This window comes from Actinomycetota bacterium, assembly GCA_041658565.1.
Taxonomy (GTDB): domain Bacteria; phylum Actinomycetota; class AC-67; order AC-67; family AC-67; genus JBAZZY01.
The window spans coordinates 178,792-198,687 of sequence record JBAZZY010000002.1 but is presented as its reverse complement, the minus strand read 5'-3'; the positions used below and the strand labels follow the sequence as shown (position 1 = coordinate 198,687).

Sequence of the window (19,896 nt, the reverse complement as noted above, 5' to 3'; positions counted from 1 at the left end):
GCCCGGCAGGATATCAGTCCTCGGACAGTAGCTCCCGCAGAGCCCCGAGGAGCCATACGGCCGGCCCACTGGGCAGGTCCGGCGGGATGGGGATGATGGCGGTGAAGGTCGCATCCTTGTACAGCGACCTCGGGAACAGCCGCTTCATTCGGACTTGCTCGGATTGAGCCAGAACGAAGGGCTCGATGCGCACGTTGCCGCCGTGCGCCGACAGGGTGCGCGCGCCCCGCGAGCCCACCACGAACCGGATCTCGGCCACCGTGAACAGGTTCTCTGCCTGCGCGGGGAACTCGCCGTAGCGGTCGCGCAGCTCGACGCGGACATCGTCCAGTGCTGCGGACGACTCGGCTTCGGCCACGCGCCGATAGGCCTCCAGCCGCAGGCCTTCGCGCTCGATCCAGGATTCCGGCAAGTGCGCGTCCACCGGGAGGTCGATCTTGACCTCCAACTTCTGCGTCGGCGCGTGGCCGCGCGCCTCTTCAACCGCCTCGGCCAAAAGGCGCACGTACAAGTCGTAGCCGACGGCGGCGATGTGTCCTGCCTGCTCGCCGCCGAGCAAGTTCCCCGCGCCGCGGATCTCCAGGTCCCGCATCGCGATGCGCAAGCCGCTGCCGAGTTCGGTGAACTGACCGATGGCCGTCAGGCGCGCGTGCGACTGCTCGGTGAGGGTCCTGTCCTGCGGGTAAAGGAAGTACGCGTACGCGCGCTCGCGGCTGCGGCCGACGCGGCCGCGCAACTGGTAAAGCTGCGACAAGCCGAGCGCGTCCGCGCGATCGACGATCAGCGTGTTCGCGGTCGGGATGTCCAGGCCGCTTTCGATGATGGTGGTGGCGACCAGAACGTCGTAGTTGCGGTCCCAGAAGTCCAGCATCACGCGCTCGAGAAGGCGCTCATCCATCTGCCCGTGCGCGATTCCGACGCGCGCCTCGGGGACCAAACGCCGGACGTTCCCGGCAACGCTTTCGATGTCGTGGACTTGGTTGTGAACGTAGAAGGTCTGACCTTCACGCAGGAGTTCGCGGCGGATGGCGCGCGCCAGAGTCTCATCGCTGGAGGATCCAACGAAAGTGAGCACAGGGTGACGGTCCTCGGGGGGGGTATCGATCACGCTCATGTCGCGGATCCCCGACATGGCCATCTCCATCGTGCGCGGAATCGGCGTCGCGGTGAGCGTCAAGACATCCACGCTCGTGCGCAACTGCTTGATGCGCTCCTTGTGCGCCACGCCGAAGCGTTGCTCCTCGTCCACGATCAGCAACCCCAAATCCGCGAAGATGACGTCTTTTTGGAGCAGCCGATGCGTGCCGATCACGATGTCCACCTTGCCGCGCGCGATCTCCTCAAGCGCCTGCTTTTGCGCCTTGGCGCCCACGAATCGCGACATCACCGCGACGCGAACCGGGAACGGCGCGAACCGTTCCGAGAACGTCGCGTAGTGCTGCTGCGCGAGCAGCGTCGTGGGAACCAGCACGGCGACTTGTTTTTGATCCAGCACAGCCTTGAAAGCCGCGCGAATCGCGATCTCGGTCTTGCCGAACCCGACGTCGCCGCAAATCAAGCGATCCATCGGACTCGTGCGCTCCATGTCGGTCTTTACGTCGTCGATGGCGCTGAGCTGATCGCGCGTCTCGACGTACGGGAACGCATCCTCCAGTTCCGCCTGCCAGGGCTGGTCCGAGGAGAACGCGTGCCCCGGCTGGCGCGCGCGCTCCGCATACAACTTGATCAACTCTCCGGCCATGTCCCGCACGGCCTTGCGCACACGCGCCTTCTGTCGGTTCCAGTCTCCGGTGCCCAGGCGATGCATCTTGGGCACCTCGCCGCCGACGTACTTGGACACCGCGTCCACTTGATCGGCCGGGACGTACAGTCTGTCACCCGCTGCGTACTCCAAAACGATGTAGTCGTTGACCGAGTCGCCGATGCTGCGCGTCTCCACGCCGCGATAGCGCCCGACCCCATGCACCACGTGCACGACGAGGTCCCCTTCGACCAGATCCAGCGGCGTCGCGTAGCGGCGGCCGGCCTTGGGTTCGCGGTGCGCGCGCCGCTTGCCGAACAAGTCGCTCTCGCCGATCAACGCAAGGCGCATTGCCGGAGACCAAAAGCCTTCTGTTACCGGCGCGACCACCGTCGTCGCCGCCGAATCATCGGTCCCTGCGACGGAGACGAGCGAGGCCGCAACGTCGTGCTCGGCCAGGACTTCCGCGACGCGCTGCGCGGCACCGTCGGTCGCCGCGCACGCCACGACCCGATAGCCGTCGCGCAGCAACCCGCGCGCCGCGCCCGCCATCTTCGCGACATCGCCGCGCGCAACGTCCCACGTGCTCGCCTCCAGCACGGGATCCTCGCCGCGGAACCCGGTGAGCGAGGCGACCTCGTCGCCGAGGGCGCGCGATGGGGCGGCGAGTGTTCCGGCGGCCGGCGCGCGCCCCCCCTCGCCTGCCGCTCCCCAGGCCGCGCCGCGCAACTCCTCAACCTCGTGCATCATCTCCGTCACGCGATCCGCAACGCGCTTGGGCTCGACCACCAACACGCGCGTCCCCGACGGCAACAAATCGCGCAAGATCGGAGGCTGCTCCCAAAGCAGCGCCACGAGCGCCTCGACACCCTCGAAGGTCTGACCGTCGGCCAGGCGATTTAACTCGACGCGTTCGGTCGGCCAGCGCTCGATCGCGGTGCGCGCGCGCTCACACACCTCCGTCGTTGGAAGCAGCTCCCGGCACGGGTACGCCTCGATCTGTTCGATCCGCTCCAGCGAGCGCTGACTCGCGACCGCGAACGTGCGAATCGACTCCACCTCGTCGCCAAAGAACTCGATGCGAACCGGGTGGTTCAAGGTCGGGGGGAACACGTCGAGCAAACCGCCGCGCACCGCCATCTCGCCGCGCCGCTCGACCAAATCCGTGCGGTGGTAGTCCAGCGCCGCAAGCGCGCGCACCACCGCTTCAAGGTCGTGCTGCGCGCCGGAGCGCACGACGACCGGGGCGATCTGCTCGGCTCCGGGAACCATGTCCTGCATCGCCGCGAGCACCGGCGCGACCATGACGCGCGCCGCACCCTCGCGGAACGCGCGCAGCGCGGCCAGCCGGCGCGCGACCGTCTCGGGCCGCGGCGACAAGCGCTCGTGCGGCAACGTCTCCGAGGCCGGGAACAGAACCGCAGTATCCGTCCAGCCCCGCAACTCGCTCTCCAGGCGCTCGGCCTCCCTGCCCGAGGACGCAAGCACCAGCCAGCGGTCCTCCGGCGCGCGCGCCAGAGCGGCAACCACCGCGGCGCGCGCCGGTTCGACGCAGGTTAACGTGCCGCCGGAGCGCAGCACATCCACGGCCTCGTCGAGACTCGGCGAGGCCTGCAGCAGCGGAGCAAGCGGATGTTCGAGCACGCAAACAAGGGCTCCGATCGCGGCGACCGGGGCCTGCGGCGAGTCTAGCAGCGGGCTCTACCCGCGATCAGACGGGTTCCGCGGCGCTCTCGGGGTTCATTTGCCGGAGTCGGTCCACTCACTCGAGACGGGCGCCGGCTTCACCTCGCGGTTTCCCACGGGCTCTTTCAAAGAGACCGATGCGGCCTTGTGGTTCTCTCTCGCCACGCACGCCACCGGCGATGCCGGATCATCGAGGCTGTTCTCCAGATTCCGCGCGAGGGCAGTAACCACAATCTGGTCATCGCTCTCCTCGACGTCTGTGCGCTCGAAGACGAAACAACCCCCGTCGGTGATGCGAATCTCCAGCCGACTTCCGTCCTTGGACACCAATTCCCAAGGCACGCTGACAAGAGACTCGCGATCCACCGGCTTGGGGCCGGCGTCGGACGTGCACCCCACCAGTCCAGCAAGAAGACCCACGCACAGAACGAGCGCTGCGCTCGTCGCAAGTCTTTCGCGTCGGCCACGACTCCCCGTCCGCATGCCCACCTACCCCGTGTAGAGAACGACTTCCAGATCGCCGAGCAGTGCTCGGCGCTGCATCGTCTTGGTCATGGCCTACGACCCTCCCGGCTCGCGCACCAGTCGCCACGCTGCGTCGGGAATGCCTTGCACTCGTGCGTACTCGACAAGTCCTTCGGGGGGGTCACCCACCTGCACAATGACCAAGTTCGACGGCGCATCCGCAGTGACAAACCAATCTCTCTTCCCCTGAACCGTGAGATAGCCCGCAAGGTTATCCCGCCACTCACTCAGGGTTGCCTCTCCGTAACGCGCGCCCAGCACCCTTACATAGTCATTGCCATTCGTTACTTCGCGGACGTACTCCTCATCGGACGCGGCCAGGTCTACAACCGACACATTCAGCCACGCCGTCCGGTCGCGCTCGCTCGCGTCACTCGGCCGCTCAATCCAGACGCCCGCAAACCTTCCGCCGAACACGCGCCTGGCAAGTTGCCCGACGTCGCCGGGATTCGGGAACAGCGACCTGGCCGGATCCTTCCACTCCTCGGTTCCGAATGCGCCCGGCTCCAATTGTTCGGCACCCGACGCCACGTCTCCCAGCGAATCCGCCGACGACGCGATCGGCGCAGCGATGGTCGCAAGAGCAACCATTACCGCACATACCATTGCTCGCGCTTGCTTCTGCACCGGCTCCCCCTTCCAGTTGAATCCCGGCCGCTCTGCGACACAGGTGGTTCCGGAGAATCGGAAGCGATGACAGTCAACTGCTACGTCCGGCGCCTTGCCTGAGGAATCCCGAATCCATCCCAGCGTCGCGGAACACCAAATGCATCGATAGTGGACCACACACACACACACACACGTCAAGGGGAGCGAGTCGCCAGGGTCACATTGCAGGATCCGTTCCCTCGCAGGGCAGCGGGACTTCCTCACACGCTGCGGCGCCACCACGAAAGGACCCTTGAAGGCAACGCGGTCCAAGTCCGAAGAGACCGACTGGCACGCGACCTGCGGCGCGCCGGCCCGCTGTCCCGTTTCCAACGGCGACCCACGTTTGCGCTGCACAATGGCCAATGCCGCGCGACTACGTCCTATGAGAACACGAATCGGCTTCGAAACCCCGTTCGGTGAGTCAACTCGTTGACCGGCTCGACTCAGCGAAGGAAGATGGCGCATGGCCAAGGGTCGCAAACTGGCGCGCGCGTTTCAGATCATCGTGTTCCCGGTCGGATTGATCATGCTTCTCGCGCGACGGCGCGCGCGCCGTCCCGGAGTCCCTCCTCACCGCGGCGGCCCCGACACCGGAGTCCGCGAACCGCGCCGTCGCGGCCCCCTCACCGGCGCCGGCGCCGCCGCCGCGCCGATCCCAAAGAACTGACGCGCGCTCAGCGCTGCAAATACCCGATGTCCACGAGGTAGGAGAGCAGGTCCTTCATCAGCAAGAACAGATGCAGGGGATGCGTCGGGGACGGCTCGAAGTTGAAGTGCGCGTAGTACGCGCGCGCCTTCTCGTTCTTCGCGTGAACGACCAGCGCGCGCACGCCGATCTCCGCACCCACCCCGGCCGCGCGAATCATTGCGTCTTTCAGCAGGGCAGAGCCGAGTCCCTTTCCCTGCGCGCGCGCGTCCACCGCCAGGCGCGCAAGCAGGACGATGGGAACCGGGTATCCCCCCAGGCCCTTTGCGACACGCAGCGGCGCATCCCGGCGATCGACTCCGCCCGCCGCGAGGGTGTAGTAGCCGGCGACACGTCCCTCCTTCTTGACCACGAACGTGACCGCGCTGTTGGACGCGTTGCCCGCGCGGGCGTGTCGCTTGAGGAACTCATTCAGCTCGACCTCGCCGCAGTCAAAGGGAGCGACGTCGTCGTCGGCTGCGAGACGCGCGATCTGCGAGAACTCGCCCATAGCGAAGTGGCGGCGGGCTACCGCTCCAAGACAGACGGTTTCGTGAGCAGATCCTCCAAGCGGGGCTTGGAGCTGAGGGGTGTCACCGGGCGGTCGAGAATCTCGACGAACCGGTCCCAGGCCTCGCCCGAGATGGAGAAGAACCTACGATCGGCAAGCACCTTTTGGGCGCTCACGAGCGCGGCGTCCAGGACGAAGGCGCTCACGTCGGTCTCTGCGACCTCCGCAGCTTGCGCGATCACCTCGCGCTGGCGCCGGCTGATCCGCAAGGAAAGCCGCTGGTCTTTGTATTCCTTCGCTGGAGTCGCCATTCCCTCACCTTGCCGTACGCACGCTGTACATCCATTCGATCCATCCCAGCGTACGTACAACGGGTGCCACAGGTCAAGGCGGATCTATCCTCCGCGGATCTGCCCGGCGAGGGCCGCAAACCGCTTTGCCCGCGGGTCGGTTTTGCTGACCAGATGATCCAGCCACCGCCGAACTTCGCCAAGGTCTACGGCGTCGAGCGCGATCAGCATCTCCTCGATGTCGATCCAGTCCTTGGCGCGATTGAACGCGACCTTCGCGACCATCAGATGCTCCGGCGCAAGGATCGGGATGGTGGCCTCGCCGAAGGGAACCGTCCGGCAGGCGGTGCGCATCGCTTCGTGGACCTCGTCGTAGGAGAAGAACAGATCGACCGGATTCCGCCCCCACCACGCACGGCACTGGCCGTTGCGGGCGACCTCGCCTTCGGCCGGCATCTCCTTGACCCCCACCCGGCGTAAGGCCGCCGCAACCTTGGTCCAGCCGAGCACGGGAACGAAGACGTTCACGTCGATGTCCACCGTCGCGCGCGGGGTCGCGTAGTAGGCCAGCGCGAGTGCGCCGCCAAAGGCATGAGGAATCCGCGCGCGCTCGAGCGCGCGGTGAACGCGCACCACCTTCTGGGCAAGCCCCGACTCAGCCATCGGCGAGCCGAGCCCGGGACAGGCCTGGGAACGCGAGCGGAGAACGGCGCGGCGCCGGGAGCGCGTCGACCAGACCGAGCAAGTCGATGAGCGCGTCCCCCCGCTCTTCCAGGGAAGCCCCAATCCAAGGGTCCAGCGCGTCGTCGATCGGGCGGCGCAAGGCCGGTGCGTGCTTGGTCCGATCCCGCACTAGTCGCAGCAACGCCGGACGCGGATGACGTCCGCGCGCGATGCTGCGCAACAACGCCGCAGCCAGCTCGTCGGGGTGTTCGGGATCGACCGGAGCCCCGACCTTGCGGGCGGCTCGAACGATCTGCTCGGGTTCTAAGCCCGCCCGTGAAGCCCGTTGCGCGCGCGCGACGACATCGTCCGACAGAGCCGTGAACGACACGAGCGTGCGCGACCGCGGACCCTCGGGCGTGCTGAAGGACTCCCGAACCTCCCACCGCCCCCGCGGCCGCCGAACCACATACGCCATAGTGGGTATAGTGTACCACTATCCAAATGAGCGCCCACCGATCCCGCCGGCTCAGCGCCCCGTCGGGGTGGTGAATCCACTGCGGCACGGCCGAAGCGAGACCGCCGCAATCGGCCACCTCTAGCCGAGCTCGAGTCCGGCGAGGAACTCCGCAGGCGAGACGATGCGGATGTCTCTCCACTCGCCGATCCGCAAGAGGTGCTTGTCGCCCGACACGATGACGTCCGCGGCGGCCTCGAAGGCCGCTTCAAGGACGCGGTCATCGGCAGGGTCGGCGGCCACGACCGCTACCCGCTCCGCGGGCTCGACGACGGTGGCAATCCTGGCCACATGAGCGACCGCCTCTTCCGCGCGCCCCGGTTCCTTCCCTGCCAGGCATTCGCGTCCTCGGCACGCTATTCCGCGTGGAAGACGCCAACGACATAGAAGCGCGCCGGGCGCGGCTCCGGCGCCCGGGAGGCGGGCGTTACGTAGAAGCCGATCCTGCCGCCGTGGAAGCGACCCGCGAACCTCCCCGTGATGTCGCAGGGCTCCTCGATCGATCGGATGACTACGTCCGCAGCGTGCAGCGCCGTTCGCAATGCCTCGCACGCACGCCCCTGCCGCTGGGCGCTCTGCACCAACAACGCCAGCTGCGGTGGGCGCGCCGTCGACAGCGCGTCCCCCGATCTGCGCTCGGACACGCGCTCGAAGCCGGAGAGATCGATCGCGCTCAGCGCGGCACGGATGTCCGCGTACGGCCGCGGCCAATTCGAGACTATGGCGACGACCCCGGCAGCGATGGCCGTGACGGCGAGGATCCACGCGGAGGCAGACGAGACGCGCGTTGGCCCTTGGAGCGCGGGCACGTCCGACACCAGCGTGTTCGGCGCCGGTTGCACCCACGCGGGGGCGCCTTCACGTTCTGGCCCGCGACCGAAACGCTCCCCGAGGAAAGTGCTCAGGATCGCCAGACCCACGAGGTACACGTAGACGAGACCCCACAACCCGTCCTCGTCGCCACGCGACGCCGTGAACAGCGCGAGCACTGCCGGACCTGCGACGGACGCGATGCCAATGCGGCGCGCCGGCTCGCGCGTCACGAGCCCAGCGAGCAGCGCAGTGACTGCCGTCGAGACGGCCAGCGGCATGACGTTCGAGGTGTCGTCTGGCCATGCGTACACGTGCATCCATACAGCGCTGTTGACGGCGATCAGCGCGAGGTAGATGGGGGTTGCCGGCATCACCGGCAACCCCCAATGTCGGGTTCGCTTGGACGCTTCGTTCGGCCTCAACTCCGGGACAGATTAACGGTTGGCTGCCGGATGTCCACCCGACTACCGACACTCTTGTTGATCACCGACCGCAAACCGCAGCCGGCGCGATGACGCCGGCGTAGGCGGCCGCTACGCGCGCCAGTCGATTGGGCCGGTGGTGAACCTGCGTTGCAGGCGTTCCAGGACGACGTCCCACGCGCGCGCGAAGTACTCGTAGTACTCGGCCCAGCCTTCGCCTTCTTTCCAGCCGACGTGGGTGAGCGAGACGCGGGTGGCGGCTTCGGCGTCTTCGAAGCGGACGTCCACGCGAGTGTGGTGGCCGCGCACGGACGGCAGGGAGGGGGGCGCGTTCCAGGTGAACGACAGGCGGCGTTCTTTCTCCATCGAGATCACAGTGCGGCGCTAGCCGAGTTTGAGTCCGGCGAGGAACTCCGCAGGCGAGACGATGCGGATGCCTCTCCACTCGCCGATCCGCAACAGGTGCTTGTCACCCGACACGATGACATCCGCGGCCGCCTCGAAGGCTGCTTCAAGGACGCGGTCATCGGCAGGATCGGCGGCCACGACCGCGACCCGCTCTGCGGGCTCGACGACGGTGGCAATCCTGGCCACATGAGCGACCGCCTCTTCCGCGCGCCCCGGTTCCCATCCGAACCTATCGGTGAGGATCCGCGCGAACTCGGCGAGCAGCGGTGCCGAGGTGATCAGATGAACGCGGCCGTCCAGGGCGAGCCGATAGACGTCCTCCGGCGGTCCGCCGGGAAAGTTGAACGCCGAGACGAGAACGTTGGTGTCGGCGACCGCCTTCACGCCCGGCGGGCTTCTTGGATCAATCGCTCGACGTCGCGCTCATCGCGGATCCCACGACGGCCGGCGGCTGCTGCTCCGTAACGCTGAAGGGACTCGAAGGTTCGAGTCTCGCGATACGCGCGGTAGACGCGAAGCATCTCTCGGAACAACTCGCTTTTGTTGCGTCCTTCCAGGCGCGCGATGCGGTCGAAGTCCTTCGCGGCCTCGGGGGGAACCGACACGGACAACACCTTCGACGGCCTCTTCATGTATTACACGTTATGACAGCCGGGCGGCAGGGTCAATCACCACGACGCCGGCGCGAGCCAGTCAGTTCCGGGACCAGCCGGGGGCGGACGTTGTCACTGACGAGATTGGCGAAGCGCCTCTAGGTCAAGGGGGTTCGTCACGCCGCGAACCCGCCCCGCCTGGTCCTCCACGCCGACGAGCAGGACCCCGCCGGCGGTGTTCGCGAAGGCCACGATCGTCCGCAGTGCCCTGTCGGGGGAGGACAGGTCGCGCTTGAACTCCAGGGTCTTGCCCTCGGGGCGCCTAAGCAACTCAACCACATCCATAATGCTAGGAAGTCTACTCAGAAGTCCTCGGAAGCCTCAACCTTCCGAGTCGGAGCAGGCGTGTCGCTTACGTCGAAGCTCAGGACCTTCGGCCTTTCGGGTCCAGCGTGATGATTGTCGAGGGCCGAGGAGGGAGCCTCGGGACGTCGGGGCACGTGAAGGTTTCACCCCCGCTCGCGCGATTGTCCGGCCTGGATTTGAGTCGCAACGACCCGCCTCAAGAACTTCGCATACTTCAGGTCATTGCCGAAAGCGGGGGGTTGCGGCCACATCATCAAACCGCTCCATCAACCAACCCACCGTGAAGCGGTCGGTTGGTTCCGACCAACCAACCCGAGTCCACTCCAACGCGCGCTCGGCCAAGCCGCGACGAACGCAGCCGCAGGAACCTGTTCCCGCGGGAACACCCCGCGGAAGCGGAAGCGGTGAAGCAGCGTCCCCTGGCCGAGGATCAGGTGCAGAAGATGGAACGCCTGAATCAAGCCTGTGTCCGCAGGACGGCTTCCGATCTGTCCAGGCCGCCCGCGGCCAGCCATAGCAGTCCGCCGCCAAGAGCAATATGGAGGCCGACGGACATCAGGCCCGCCCACATTTCCAGCGTGCCCTGCAGTCCCTCGCGGATGACAACCCCCATCCCAAGGCCAGGAACAAGCGCGAGAACTCCCACAGAATCGCCGTCGAGCACGAACTGCAGTGCGATTCCAGCCGCAACAAGCGGAAGCGTAACTACTCCCGTATATGCGTTCGCCTGAGCTGGGGTCCGCGCCCGGGCGCCGATAAGAGTTCCGGCACCCGCGAACACTCCAACCAAAAGAGCGCCCGCAAAGCCCACCAGAGCAACGTCAGCAGCTGAGAGACGCAAGCTCTCGCCAATCAAGCCTACCGGGAGGGCGCCCAGACCCACCACGAAGGTCGTGAACGCAGCAAGCGCAAACAACCCAAGCGAAGTAGCCGCGACCCACTTCGCGACAACGAGGTCCCGCCGGCGAAAAGGAAGAACGAGAAGCGTCTCCAGCGTGCGCCGTTCCTTCTCTTCTTGGATCAGACCTGCAGAGATAGAAACAAGGAACAGAAGTTGGAGGATCAAGAACCCCGGGAGCGAAGATGCTGCCTGATGCTGGGCATTCGACTCCGCAGCGCCAACGTCCGTCACGGAAGCCGCGATGCCCTCGGCGAGTTCTGGTGGTAACCCGCGCGCAGCCAACTGCGTGCGAGCCCGCTCCTTGTCGATCTGCTGCAGCGAAACCAATACGGTGCCGGCGGCAAGCCTGGAGCCCGGGCGCGCGCTGATCAGCAAGATCTCAACTCGCAGTGAACTGCCGACGATGTTCGGCGAAACGTTGGGGGATACCACGACCCCGACGTCCACCCGCCGCAACAAGACCACGCGCCGTGCGTCCCTATTCAAGACAACCTTGAATCCATCACCTCGAAGAGCAGTGGCGATACCGGAGTCGGCCTCGTCCTGCACTGCCACACTGAAGGAGCGGTCACGGACCCTGTTCTCCTGCGCGCGAGTCATGAGCCCTGGGAGAATCATCACCAGTGGAGCAGTAACCGCGGGGATGACGAGAATCATGAGCAAGAGGCGCCTCTGGCGCCACAGACTCAAGACCTCTCTCCGGATCAGTACTCTCATTCCGTCCCCGTCACACCGTAACCTGCGCGGCCAACTCCTCAGTTAGCAGCGAGAGGAATCCCGTCCGGAAGTCGTCGGCGCATGTCGACGAAACGACGTCGGCTGGGGAGGAGTCGAGGAACACGCTGCCACCGCTAATCCCCACGACGCGAGAACAAAGGCGCTCTACCTGGTCAAGCTGATGTGTCGAGAGCAGGACCGTCCTTCCATCCATCTCCGAGCTGCGCAGGAACTCCTCAAGTGCCGCTGCGGAGGTCACATCCAACCCGGCGGTCGGTTCGTCGAGCAGAATCACCGAGGGGTCGTGAACTAAGGCACGGGCCAGCGCCACTTTCTGACGAGTCCCCTTCGACAGCCGTGCACCCGGATCTGAAAGCACAGATTCAAAACCCAACAAGCCTGCCAGCCGCTCGACATCCGACCGGGCAGCCCTGGGCGATCGCCCGTAAGACAAGGCAGAAAGGAGGAGTTGCTCGCTGACGGTCAGCCTGTCGTAAACACCCGGCTCTTCCGTCAATAACCCAATGCATCGCCGCACTGCGAGCGGATCCGCTTCAGCATCATGACCGCCCACAAGAACGCGTCCAGAGGACGGCTTTATGAGGGTGGCAACAACCCTCATGGTGGTCGTCTTGCCGGCGCCGTTGGGACCAAGCAGGCCAGTGATCCCGCCGGAGGGAACCGTGAACGTGACGCCGTGGAGGATGTCCACGCTCCCGTACGACACACTCACTGCCTGCACGTCAATCACGCTTTGGCCACCTTTCGCCGTCATGGTTGCCGGACGGGTGCTCAAGTCGCATCAGCCTACGCTGCTTTCACACGCCCCCACTCGCCTTCGTTCCGAAGTGGAGTCGGTGGTCCGAGGCGAGGACAGCCGGCTGAGTCGCTCGGGCCACCGACAGCCGCTACGCGCGCCAGTCGATTGGGCCGGTGGTGAACCTGCGCTGCAGGCGTTCCAGGACGACGTCCCACGCGCGCGTGAAGTACTCGTAGTACTCGTCCCAGCCTTCGCCTTCTTTCCAGCCGACGTGGGTGAGCGAGACGCGGGTGGCGGCTTCGGCCTCTTCGAAGCGGACGTCCACGCGGGTGTGGTGGCCGCGCACGGACGGAAGGGAGGGGGGCGCGTTCCAGGTGAACGACAGGCGCCGTTCTTTCTCCATCGAGATCACTGCGCAGCCTTCGCTTCCGCGCGATCCCTCGGGGGCACCCGGATCGAAGAACAACTCATAGGGGCCACCGCGGCGAAGTTCGATGCGCGCGCCGGGCGCGAAGAAGGTCTGCGCACCCTCGGACGTCGTCCACGCCTCCCATACCTCGGACAGCGGAGCCGCCACATCGACTTGCTTGCGGATCGCGCGACGCTGTTTGGGGCGCTCGGGGGGGGCATGGTGGTGCCGCTGGGCGGCCTCGACGCCCTCGCGAACGACGAGCAGCACGGCGTCGGCGGCCTCGCGGATCGCGATCTCGGCTTCGTCGCGCTCGCGCTTGGCGAAGGGCTCCAGGACGTAGTCGGCAGTGTCCTGGCGGCCGGGCGGACGCCCGATGCCGATGCGCACGCGCGCGTAATTGCCGGAACCCAGCGCGCGCGTGATGTGCTTCAGTCCGTTGTGGCCGCCGTCGCCACCGCCGCGCTTTAGACGCACTGCCCCCAGCGGCAGGTCGAGGTCGTCGTGAACGACGACGATGTCGTCGAGTTCGACTTTGTAGTAGCGGCACAATGCGCCGACGGCCTCGCCGGACAGGTTCATGAACGTCGTCGGCTCCGCCAGGATGACTCGAACGTCGCCGTCGCGCGCCTCGGCCGCCAGCGCGCGCACACCCTTGACCGCGCGCAAGCGGGATCCCAATTGCTCCGCAATGATTTCGACAACGCGAAAACCCGCGTTGTGTCGGGTGTGCTCGTACTCCGGACCCGGGTTGCCGAGCCCGACGACCAGCGTCGCGCGGCTCGACACGACCGGTGGCTACTCGGCCCCGGACCCCGCCGACGCCCCGGACTCCGCGGGAGCCTCCCCGGCAACTGCAACCGGGGCTGCCTCAAGCTCCGCCTCGACCTTGAGCGCCTGCGGCGTGATGCAGGCCAGGATGATCTCGTCTTCGTTGGTCAGCACAGTGGCGCCCGCAGAAAGAACCACGTCGCGAACGTGCACGACGTCACCGATCTCGAGAGCCGAGACGTCCACGTTGATGCGCTCGGGGACGTCGGCGGGCAGACACTCAACGTGCAATTGCCACAGGTGATGCTCGATGACGCCGCCCTGCTTCACGCCGTGGGCCTCGCCCTCGACGTGAATCGGCACATCCACCGTGATCACCTGGTCGCGGGCAACCTTGACGAAGTCCACGTGGAGGATGTTGCCCCGCACTGGGTGCTTGGACAGTTCGCGCGCGATCGCCAGGTGGGTGTCGCCACCGATGTGAAGGTCGATCAACACGTTCATGCCGGCGTCCGTAGCGAGGGTCTGCAAGAGCCCGCGCGCGTCCACCGCCAGGGCGACCGGCTCAATGCCGTGCCCGTACAGGGTCGCAGGGACCTTGCCGTCCGCGCGCAACCTGCGGGCGACGCCCTTTCCGCGCCCCTCGCGGACCTCTACCGTCAGAGCTACCTCAGCCACCGCTCAACACCTCCGTAATCAACGGCCCGAGATTCTAGCAAGCCCTGGGGCTCCCCGATTCCGGCGAGCCTGACCCACGGACAAAGCCAGGCCAAATGCTACGAACCGGCAGAGGCGGACCCCGAAAGCACGCCCAGCATGTGAGTGAGTTGCTCCTCGGTGATCTCGCCGCGCGCGTACCGGGCTCGCAGAATCTCGCGAGCGTCGGCGGGCTCGGCGTGGCCGGCGGCAGTGCCCTCAGCGTGGTCCTCGTGACGCCCGTGCAGCAGATGCATCAACATGCACAACATGGCTGCCTCCCTCTGGTGGCCGGATGTCTAGTTGTCGCCTTGGAAGATCTCGCTAACGGATTTGTCCTCGAAGACCGCCCTGATGGTGCTCGCCACGGTCGGGGCGATGGACAAGACCACGATCTTGTCGATCAGCTTCTCGGGCGGGATGGGCAAGGTGTTGGTGACCACGAGTTCCTTGATCGGCGAGTTCTTCAGGCGGTCGATGGCCGGATCCGACAGGATCGCGTGCGTCACGCAAGCGTAGACCTCCAACGCCCCGAACTCCATCAGCACCTCGGCACCGCCGGTCATGGTTCCGCCGGTGTCGATCATGTCGTCAACGAGCACGCAGCGACGCCCGCGCACGTTCTCCTCGCCGATGACCTCGCGCACGGTCTCCGAGACGTTTCGCTGGTCGGTGCGGCGGCGCTTGTGCAGAATCGCCAGCGGCGCCCCGACGCGATCGGCGAACTTCTCAGCGACCTTGATGCGCCCTGGGTCGGGCGACACGATGGTCACATCGCCGTTGAAGCGGGCCTTGAAGTGATCGGCGAGCAACGGCAGCGCGGTCAGGTGATCGAAGGGCTTGTCGAAAAACCCTTGGATCTGATCGGTGTGCAGATCGACGGAGAGGACGCGGTCGGCACCGGCGGCGATGAGCAAGTCGCCGAGCAGGCGCGCGGTGATCGGCTCGCGGCCGCGCGACTTGCGGTCCTGGCGCGCGTAGCCGTACATCGGGATGACGGCGCAGATCCGCTTGGCCGACGCGCGCTTGGCGGCGTCGATCATGATCAACTGCTCCATGATGTTGAGGTTGATCGGCGCGGTGTGGGTCTGGAACACGAACACGTCCGAGCCGCGCACGTTCTCGCCCAGGCGCACGTAGACCTCGCCGTTGGCGAAGTTCGCGATCTCGACCTCCGCCAAACCGGTGCCGAGTTCCGCGGCGATCTCGGCCGCCAGCTCGGGGTGCGAGCGGCCGGCAAGGAACATCATCCGCTTCTTGGTCTGGATCTCGACGCCGTTCAATGTGAGTTCTCCCTTTCGGTGGGCTTGCGCTTGCGCAGTGGACGGGCAGGGTTACCGACGACAACCGTCTCGGCGGGAACATCGCGAGTGACGACGGAACCGGCGCCGGTAACCGCGCGGCGGCCGATCTTCACCGGGGCAATCAACATCGTGTCGCTCCCGATCTTGGCACCGTCACCGATGATCGTGCGTGACTTGATCTTGGTCTCCGAGTCGTAGTTGACGGTCACGGTGGCGGCTCCGACGTTGACGTCCGCGCCTATGGTGGCGTCCCCGACGTAAGACAAGTGCGGCACCTTGCTGCCGACACCGATAGTCGAGCCCTTCACTTCCACAAACGTCCCGACCTTGGAGCCGCGCGCCAGTTTCGCGCCCGGCCGCAGGTAGGCGTAGGGACCGACACTCGCATCGGGACCCACCCGCGCGCCGTCCAGGACCGAGAAGATCACGCGCGCGCCGGCCTCGATCCGGCTGTCGCGCACGCGCGCGCCCGGCCCGATCTCGCACCCTGCGCCGACGGTGGTCGAGCCTTCCAAGAAGGTCAGCGGATGGATGACGGTGTCCCGGCCGACCTTGACGGTCGCGTCTATATACGTCTGCGCGGGGTCAACGATCGTGACGCCTTCGTCCATGAGTTTGCGGTTGATGCGCGCGCGCACCAACACCGCGACCTCGGCGAGTTGCGCGCGCGAGTTCACACCGAGGATCTCCTCGGGGCGCGCGGCGGCGATCGCCGAGACCTTCTCGCCCTTTTCGACCAGCACGGCGATCACGTCGGGCAGGTAGTACTCGCCCTGGCTGTTGGCCCGGCCGACCTTGGTCAGCGCAGAGCGAAGCGCGGCGCGGTCGAACACATACACGCCGGAGTTGATCTCGCCGATGGCGCGCTCGAACGGCGTCGCGTCGCGGTGCTCGACGATCGCTCGAACGTCGCCGCGTTCGTCGCGCACGATCCGCCCGTAGCCGGTTGGGTCGTCCAAGTCTGCGCTCAACACCGTCGCGGCGGCGCCGGTCTTGCGGTGATGCGCGACTACCGCTCTCAGCGCGGTCGCCGTCAACAGCGGCGTATCGCCCGGCGTCACCAGGACGTCGCCGGCGAACTTGCCGAGTTCGTCGTCCCCTACTTGCGCGGCGTCGGCGGTTCCGAGTTGCTGCTTTTGAAGGGCAAACGCCAGCGGATGCTTGTACAGGCCCTGCACGGACGCGCGCACCTGCTCGGCCCCCCGGCCGACCACGACCACCGTTTGGGTCGGTCGCAGCGCGCCGACGGCGTCCAGGACTCCGGCGAGCATCGGGCGCCCACACACCTCGTGCAGAACCTTGGGCAGCGAGGACTTGAAACGCTTGCCCTCACCGGCGGCCAGAACGACCGCCGCAAGATCGCGACCTGCTCGGGCCATCAACGCTCAGCCACCGTTCGGGTTGGCTGGGGGAGAGGGATTCGAACCCCCATCACGTCCTCCAAAGGGACGGGGCTTGCCATTAGCCGATCCCCCACTGATCGATCTCCCCGCGTTGCGGGGGCGCCGCCGGACGCGGCGCAGCGCTCATCATAAAGCACAGGCCGGATGCGCTAATCGGGACTCTCGATTCGCGGGCCGTGCGTGATCGAGTGGACCACCTCGACGCGCGCTACCGAAGCGGCCGCGCGCCCCGCGATCTCGCGCGCGCGGGCCTCATCTGTTGCCAGGCCCAGCCAGGTCGGGCCACTCCCCGACAGGCTCACCGCGAGCGCCCCGGCTTCCCGTAGCGCATCGCCGGCGCGCGCGATTTCGGGAGCAAGGGACAGCGCAGCGGGCTGCAAGTCGTTCCTCAAACTCTCAGCCAGGCGATCCAGGTCGGCGCGCGCCAGCGCATCGGCGACCTCGTAAGGATCGTCGGTGGATCCCCCGCCCAGGCGGTCGAACTCCGCGTACACCGCCGCCGTGCTAAGGCTCAGATCCGGAGTTGCCAGCACCCACCACACCGGCCGCAAACACGGCACGGCCGAGAGATCCGACCCGGTCCCGCCGACCACCGCGGTCGCGCCCTGCAAACAAAACGGAACGTCCGAGCCGACTCCCGCGCCGATTCGCTGCAACGCCTTGCGCGAAACCCCGAGTCCCCACAGTTCATTCAACCCGATCAGCGCGGCCGCAGCGTCGGCACTCCCGCCGGCAAGTCCGGCGGCAACCGGAATCCGTTTTTCGAGCACGATGCGCGCGCCGGCCTCGACGCCTTGCATCGCCGCGAGCGCGCGCGCCCCCCGCAAGACGAGGTTCTCGTCGCCGTCCGGCACCGCCCCGATGGGTTGGACTTCCAGCGACAGTTCCTCGGCAGGCTCGAAAGACACTTCGTCAAACAACGAAACGGCCTGCATCAGCGACAGAAGCTCATGGAGTCCGTCGGCGTTGCGACGGCCGACGGACAAGAACAGATTGATCTTGGCGGGGGTTCGGATCTTCACCGAGTTACCTTGCGCGCGCGGCCGCCCGGCCGCAAACCGGGCCGCGGCGGCAGGCGTCGCGCAAGCGCGGAGAACTCAGCCAGACCGAGCGTCTCGGCCCGGTCCTCCCCGGCGACGCCTGCGCCTTCAAGCGCAGCCTCGACATCGGACGCGTCCCATCCCCCTCCGCGCAGCGCACGCCGGATGGTCTTGCGGCGCTGCGCGAATCCGGCCTCGATCACTGCGAAGATCCGCTCGCGGCCGCCGGCGACCGCGGGGCGCGCGCGCCGGTCCAAGCGAACGACGACGGATTCCACATCGGGCATGGGCGAGAACACTCGCCTCGACACACGAAACGCGATCGACGCCTCGGCGAAGTACGCGATCTTGGCGCTGACGGCGCCGTAGGCGTCCTGGCCCGGCCGCGCGACCAGACGGTCTCCCACCTCACGCTGCACCATGACGGTGTACGAGCGGATCCGCGGGACTTCCTCCAGTAGGTCCATCACCAGCGGCGTCGCGATCTGATACGGCAGGTTTGCGACCATGGCCGTGTCGCGTTTCCCAACGAGCGCGCGCACATCCACCTTCAGCGCGTCGCCCCACACCAAGGTTGCTTCGCGCGCGCCGAGCACCTCGACAAGGGCCGGCTCCAGCGCGCGGTCCCACTCGATCGCAATCAGGCGCGCGCCGGCATCGATCAGCGCAACCGACAAAGTCCCGAGTCCGGGACCGACCTCCAGAACCTGGGTTCCCGGTGCGAACCCTGCGATCTGGACCACGCGGCGCACGGTGTTGGCGTCCACCATGAAGTGCTGGCCTATCGAGGTTCGGGGGCGAAGCCCGTGGCGCGCGAGCAGATCGCGGGTTTCCCGCGGCCCGAGTGTCACCAGCGGATACGGACGCTCGCGACCCCGCTGCGCAAGGACGCTATCCGCCGGAATGCCTCGTCGCTGAGGTCGATGATGCGGCCCTTCACGTACGGCCCGCGGTCGCGAATGACGACGTTGACCCACTTGCCGTTCGCACGGTTCTCGACGCGCACTACGGTGCCCATCGGAAGCGTCCTGTGCGCGGCCGACAACCCGTCCGCCTCGCCGTACCAACTCGCCTTGCCAAGCTGCGTTCCCCGGTCGCACGCGCACCCAGGGAAACCCGTCCCGATCTTGATGACACGATCGACCGGCTGCCGAACGGTCTTTGTCGACAGAACTCGCCGCGAGACGCGCACCCCATCGACGAACTTCGCCAGGTAGGTGGTGCGGCGCAACCCCGGCCGCCCTTCGCTGGACACCCGGCGACGCCCGTACTCCAGGCTGCGATCGCGCCGCAGGATGGTCTTGTAAGAGATCACTTCCTCGCGAACCTCGTTTCGCAGACCCACGCGGAGAACCCGAATCGTCATCCCAGTCACGGGGCGCACCGAGGCGCTTGGCTCCAGTCGGTCGCGCGAACCGAGCTTGATCCCCAACTCTCGAACTACCGCACCGACCGTAGTCGCGTTTGAGACCACATGGTCGGTGCGATCGTCATGCCGGATCGCCAGAGCCAGCGCGCGCCGGTAGTTGATGGTCATGCCCGCGCGGACGCGCGACGACCGCGACGGCCGGACGAAGTCCACCAGACTGCCGCGGAGTTCGATCTCGTTTAGCACCTCGTCGATCGTGAGGCCGGTCACCACAACCCTGCGCGGCTTGCCGTCCAACAACAGCACGATCGACTTCGCGCGGTAGACCTGAATCGTGTCGCCGTCGCCGATGGAGGACCCGAGCGCCGGCTCAACGCGATCGCGCGCGCCGATGCTGATCCCGGACCTGCTCAGCGCAGAGCCAACGGTCATCGCGTAGGTCTTCACCCCAACGGGATGACCTTCGACCCGCACGACCACTCGCTTCTCGAGCGCTCCGTAAGCCAGCGTCGCGATCCCCAGGCACAACACGATCGCAAGCCGGGCGGTTCTTCGCTGCAAACGCCCCCCTTTTTCGTCTCCGGCAGGTGGCCGGAGGCGAACACACGGAGGCGAGGCTAGCAGAACCCGGGGAGGGGTCCAAAAAGCAACTCGA

Annotated in this window: 24 protein-coding genes, 1 tRNA gene and 1 pseudogene; 1 reads left to right on the top strand and 25 read right to left on the bottom strand. The window is 66.7% G+C overall.

All coding sequences use genetic code 11. The features are described from left to right. Positions 1-13: 13 nt before the first annotated feature. From mfd to WDA27_03130, 3 genes are all read right to left on the bottom strand, one after another. Positions 14-3,385 carry a transcription-repair coupling factor gene (gene mfd / locus WDA27_03140; protein ID MFA5889941.1) on the bottom strand — a complete coding sequence of 1,124 codons (3,372 nt, stop codon included), beginning with the start codon at positions 3,383-3,385 and terminating at the stop codon, positions 14-16. A 96-nt stretch (positions 3,386-3,481) separates the two neighbouring features. Beyond that, the gene (locus WDA27_03135) at positions 3,482-3,916 is read right to left on the bottom strand and encodes a hypothetical protein (protein ID MFA5889940.1); all 435 of its coding nucleotides are present in this window, start codon (positions 3,914-3,916) and stop codon (positions 3,482-3,484) included. A gap of 69 nt (positions 3,917-3,985) precedes the next feature. Further along, positions 3,986-4,579 (bottom strand): hypothetical protein, encoded by a 594-nt coding sequence (locus WDA27_03130; protein MFA5889939.1) that lies wholly within the window; start codon positions 4,577-4,579, stop codon positions 3,986-3,988. A 487-nt stretch (positions 4,580-5,066) separates the two neighbouring features. Here WDA27_03130 and WDA27_03125 point away from each other — a divergent pair, with 487 nt between their 5' ends. Then, positions 5,067-5,270, top strand: coding sequence for a hypothetical protein (locus WDA27_03125; GenBank protein MFA5889938.1), 204 nt, complete (start codon positions 5,067-5,069; stop codon positions 5,268-5,270). 7 nt (positions 5,271-5,277) lie between these two features. Here the strand turns inward: WDA27_03125 and WDA27_03120 are convergent, their stop codons facing one another. The 22 genes and pseudogenes from WDA27_03120 to WDA27_03015 form a co-directional block, all read right to left on the bottom strand. After that, complete coding sequence (locus tag WDA27_03120; GenBank protein ID MFA5889937.1) at positions 5,278-5,799, bottom strand: GNAT family N-acetyltransferase; 522 nt, start codon at positions 5,797-5,799, stop codon at positions 5,278-5,280. Positions 5,800-5,816: 17 nt separating this feature from the next. Continuing rightward, positions 5,817-6,110: a DUF1778 domain-containing protein gene (locus WDA27_03115; GenBank protein ID MFA5889936.1), complete on the bottom strand. Its 294-nt coding sequence runs from the start codon at positions 6,108-6,110 to the stop codon at positions 5,817-5,819. 84 nt (positions 6,111-6,194) lie between these two features. Continuing rightward, positions 6,195-6,752, bottom strand: coding sequence for a hypothetical protein (locus WDA27_03110; GenBank protein MFA5889935.1), 558 nt, complete (start codon positions 6,750-6,752; stop codon positions 6,195-6,197). Further along, entirely contained in the window at positions 6,745-7,230 is a 486-nt protein-coding gene (locus WDA27_03105; protein MFA5889934.1) for a hypothetical protein, read from the bottom strand. The genes WDA27_03110 and WDA27_03105 overlap by 8 nt, the downstream gene beginning before the upstream one ends. Before the next feature lie 120 nt (positions 7,231-7,350). Further along, positions 7,351-7,605, bottom strand: coding sequence for a PIN domain-containing protein (locus WDA27_03100; GenBank protein ID MFA5889933.1), 255 nt, complete (start codon positions 7,603-7,605; stop codon positions 7,351-7,353). A gap of 20 nt (positions 7,606-7,625) precedes the next feature. Beyond that, positions 7,626-8,453 (bottom strand): hypothetical protein, encoded by an 828-nt coding sequence (locus tag WDA27_03095; protein ID MFA5889932.1) that lies wholly within the window; start codon positions 8,451-8,453, stop codon positions 7,626-7,628. Positions 8,454-8,615: 162 nt separating this feature from the next. Beyond that, positions 8,616-8,870: an SRPBCC domain-containing protein gene (locus WDA27_03090; protein MFA5889931.1), complete on the bottom strand. Its 255-nt coding sequence runs from the start codon at positions 8,868-8,870 to the stop codon at positions 8,616-8,618. A gap of 18 nt (positions 8,871-8,888) precedes the next feature. Continuing rightward, the gene (locus WDA27_03085; protein ID MFA5889930.1) at positions 8,889-9,296 is read right to left on the bottom strand and encodes a putative toxin-antitoxin system toxin component, PIN family; all 408 of its coding nucleotides are present in this window, start codon (positions 9,294-9,296) and stop codon (positions 8,889-8,891) included. After that, entirely contained in the window at positions 9,293-9,544 is a 252-nt protein-coding gene (locus WDA27_03080) for a ribbon-helix-helix protein, CopG family (protein ID MFA5889929.1), read from the bottom strand. The genes WDA27_03085 and WDA27_03080 overlap by 4 nt, the downstream gene beginning before the upstream one ends. A 93-nt stretch (positions 9,545-9,637) precedes the next feature. Continuing rightward, positions 9,638-9,844 (bottom strand): ATP-binding protein, encoded by a 207-nt coding sequence (locus WDA27_03075; protein MFA5889928.1) that lies wholly within the window; start codon positions 9,842-9,844, stop codon positions 9,638-9,640. A gap of 484 nt (positions 9,845-10,328) precedes the next feature. Then, positions 10,329-11,489 carry an ABC transporter permease subunit gene (locus tag WDA27_03070; GenBank protein ID MFA5889927.1) on the bottom strand — a complete coding sequence of 387 codons (1,161 nt, stop codon included), beginning with the start codon at positions 11,487-11,489 and terminating at the stop codon, positions 10,329-10,331. A 10-nt stretch (positions 11,490-11,499) separates the two neighbouring features. Continuing rightward, the gene (locus WDA27_03065) at positions 11,500-12,285 is read right to left on the bottom strand and encodes an ABC transporter ATP-binding protein (GenBank protein ID MFA5889926.1); all 786 of its coding nucleotides are present in this window, start codon (positions 12,283-12,285) and stop codon (positions 11,500-11,502) included. 112 nt (positions 12,286-12,397) lie between these two features. Next, a complete protein-coding gene (locus WDA27_03060) occupies positions 12,398-12,826 on the bottom strand; it encodes an SRPBCC domain-containing protein (GenBank protein MFA5889925.1) in 429 nt (142 codons plus the stop codon). A 48-nt stretch (positions 12,827-12,874) separates the two neighbouring features. Then, a pseudogene (gene pth / locus WDA27_03055) lies at positions 12,875-13,447 on the bottom strand (aminoacyl-tRNA hydrolase). 9 nt (positions 13,448-13,456) lie between these two features. Beyond that, positions 13,457-14,107 carry a 50S ribosomal protein L25 gene (locus WDA27_03050; protein ID MFA5889924.1) on the bottom strand — a complete coding sequence of 217 codons (651 nt, stop codon included), beginning with the start codon at positions 14,105-14,107 and terminating at the stop codon, positions 13,457-13,459. A gap of 98 nt (positions 14,108-14,205) precedes the next feature. Next, positions 14,206-14,397: a hypothetical protein gene (locus WDA27_03045; protein ID MFA5889923.1), complete on the bottom strand. Its 192-nt coding sequence runs from the start codon at positions 14,395-14,397 to the stop codon at positions 14,206-14,208. A gap of 27 nt (positions 14,398-14,424) precedes the next feature. Further along, positions 14,425-15,408, bottom strand: coding sequence for a ribose-phosphate diphosphokinase (locus tag WDA27_03040; protein ID MFA5889922.1), 984 nt, complete (start codon positions 15,406-15,408; stop codon positions 14,425-14,427). Next, positions 15,405-16,808, bottom strand: coding sequence for a bifunctional UDP-N-acetylglucosamine diphosphorylase/glucosamine-1-phosphate N-acetyltransferase GlmU (gene glmU, locus WDA27_03035; protein ID MFA5889921.1), 1,404 nt, complete (start codon positions 16,806-16,808; stop codon positions 15,405-15,407). The genes WDA27_03040 and glmU overlap by 4 nt, the downstream gene beginning before the upstream one ends. A 23-nt stretch (positions 16,809-16,831) precedes the next feature. Beyond that, a tRNA-Gln gene (locus WDA27_03030) sits at positions 16,832-16,905 on the bottom strand. Between the two features lie 76 nt (positions 16,906-16,981). Then, entirely contained in the window at positions 16,982-17,854 is an 873-nt protein-coding gene (locus WDA27_03025; GenBank protein ID MFA5889920.1) for a 4-(cytidine 5'-diphospho)-2-C-methyl-D-erythritol kinase, read from the bottom strand. Beyond that, positions 17,851-18,723: a 16S rRNA (adenine(1518)-N(6)/adenine(1519)-N(6))-dimethyltransferase RsmA gene (gene rsmA, locus WDA27_03020; protein MFA5889919.1), complete on the bottom strand. Its 873-nt coding sequence runs from the start codon at positions 18,721-18,723 to the stop codon at positions 17,851-17,853. Before rsmA ends, WDA27_03025 begins: the two co-directional genes overlap by 4 nt. Next, the gene (locus tag WDA27_03015; GenBank protein ID MFA5889918.1) at positions 18,720-19,802 is read right to left on the bottom strand and encodes a ubiquitin-like domain-containing protein; all 1,083 of its coding nucleotides are present in this window, start codon (positions 19,800-19,802) and stop codon (positions 18,720-18,722) included. The genes rsmA and WDA27_03015 overlap by 4 nt, the downstream gene beginning before the upstream one ends. Positions 19,803-19,896 lie beyond the last annotated feature (94 nt).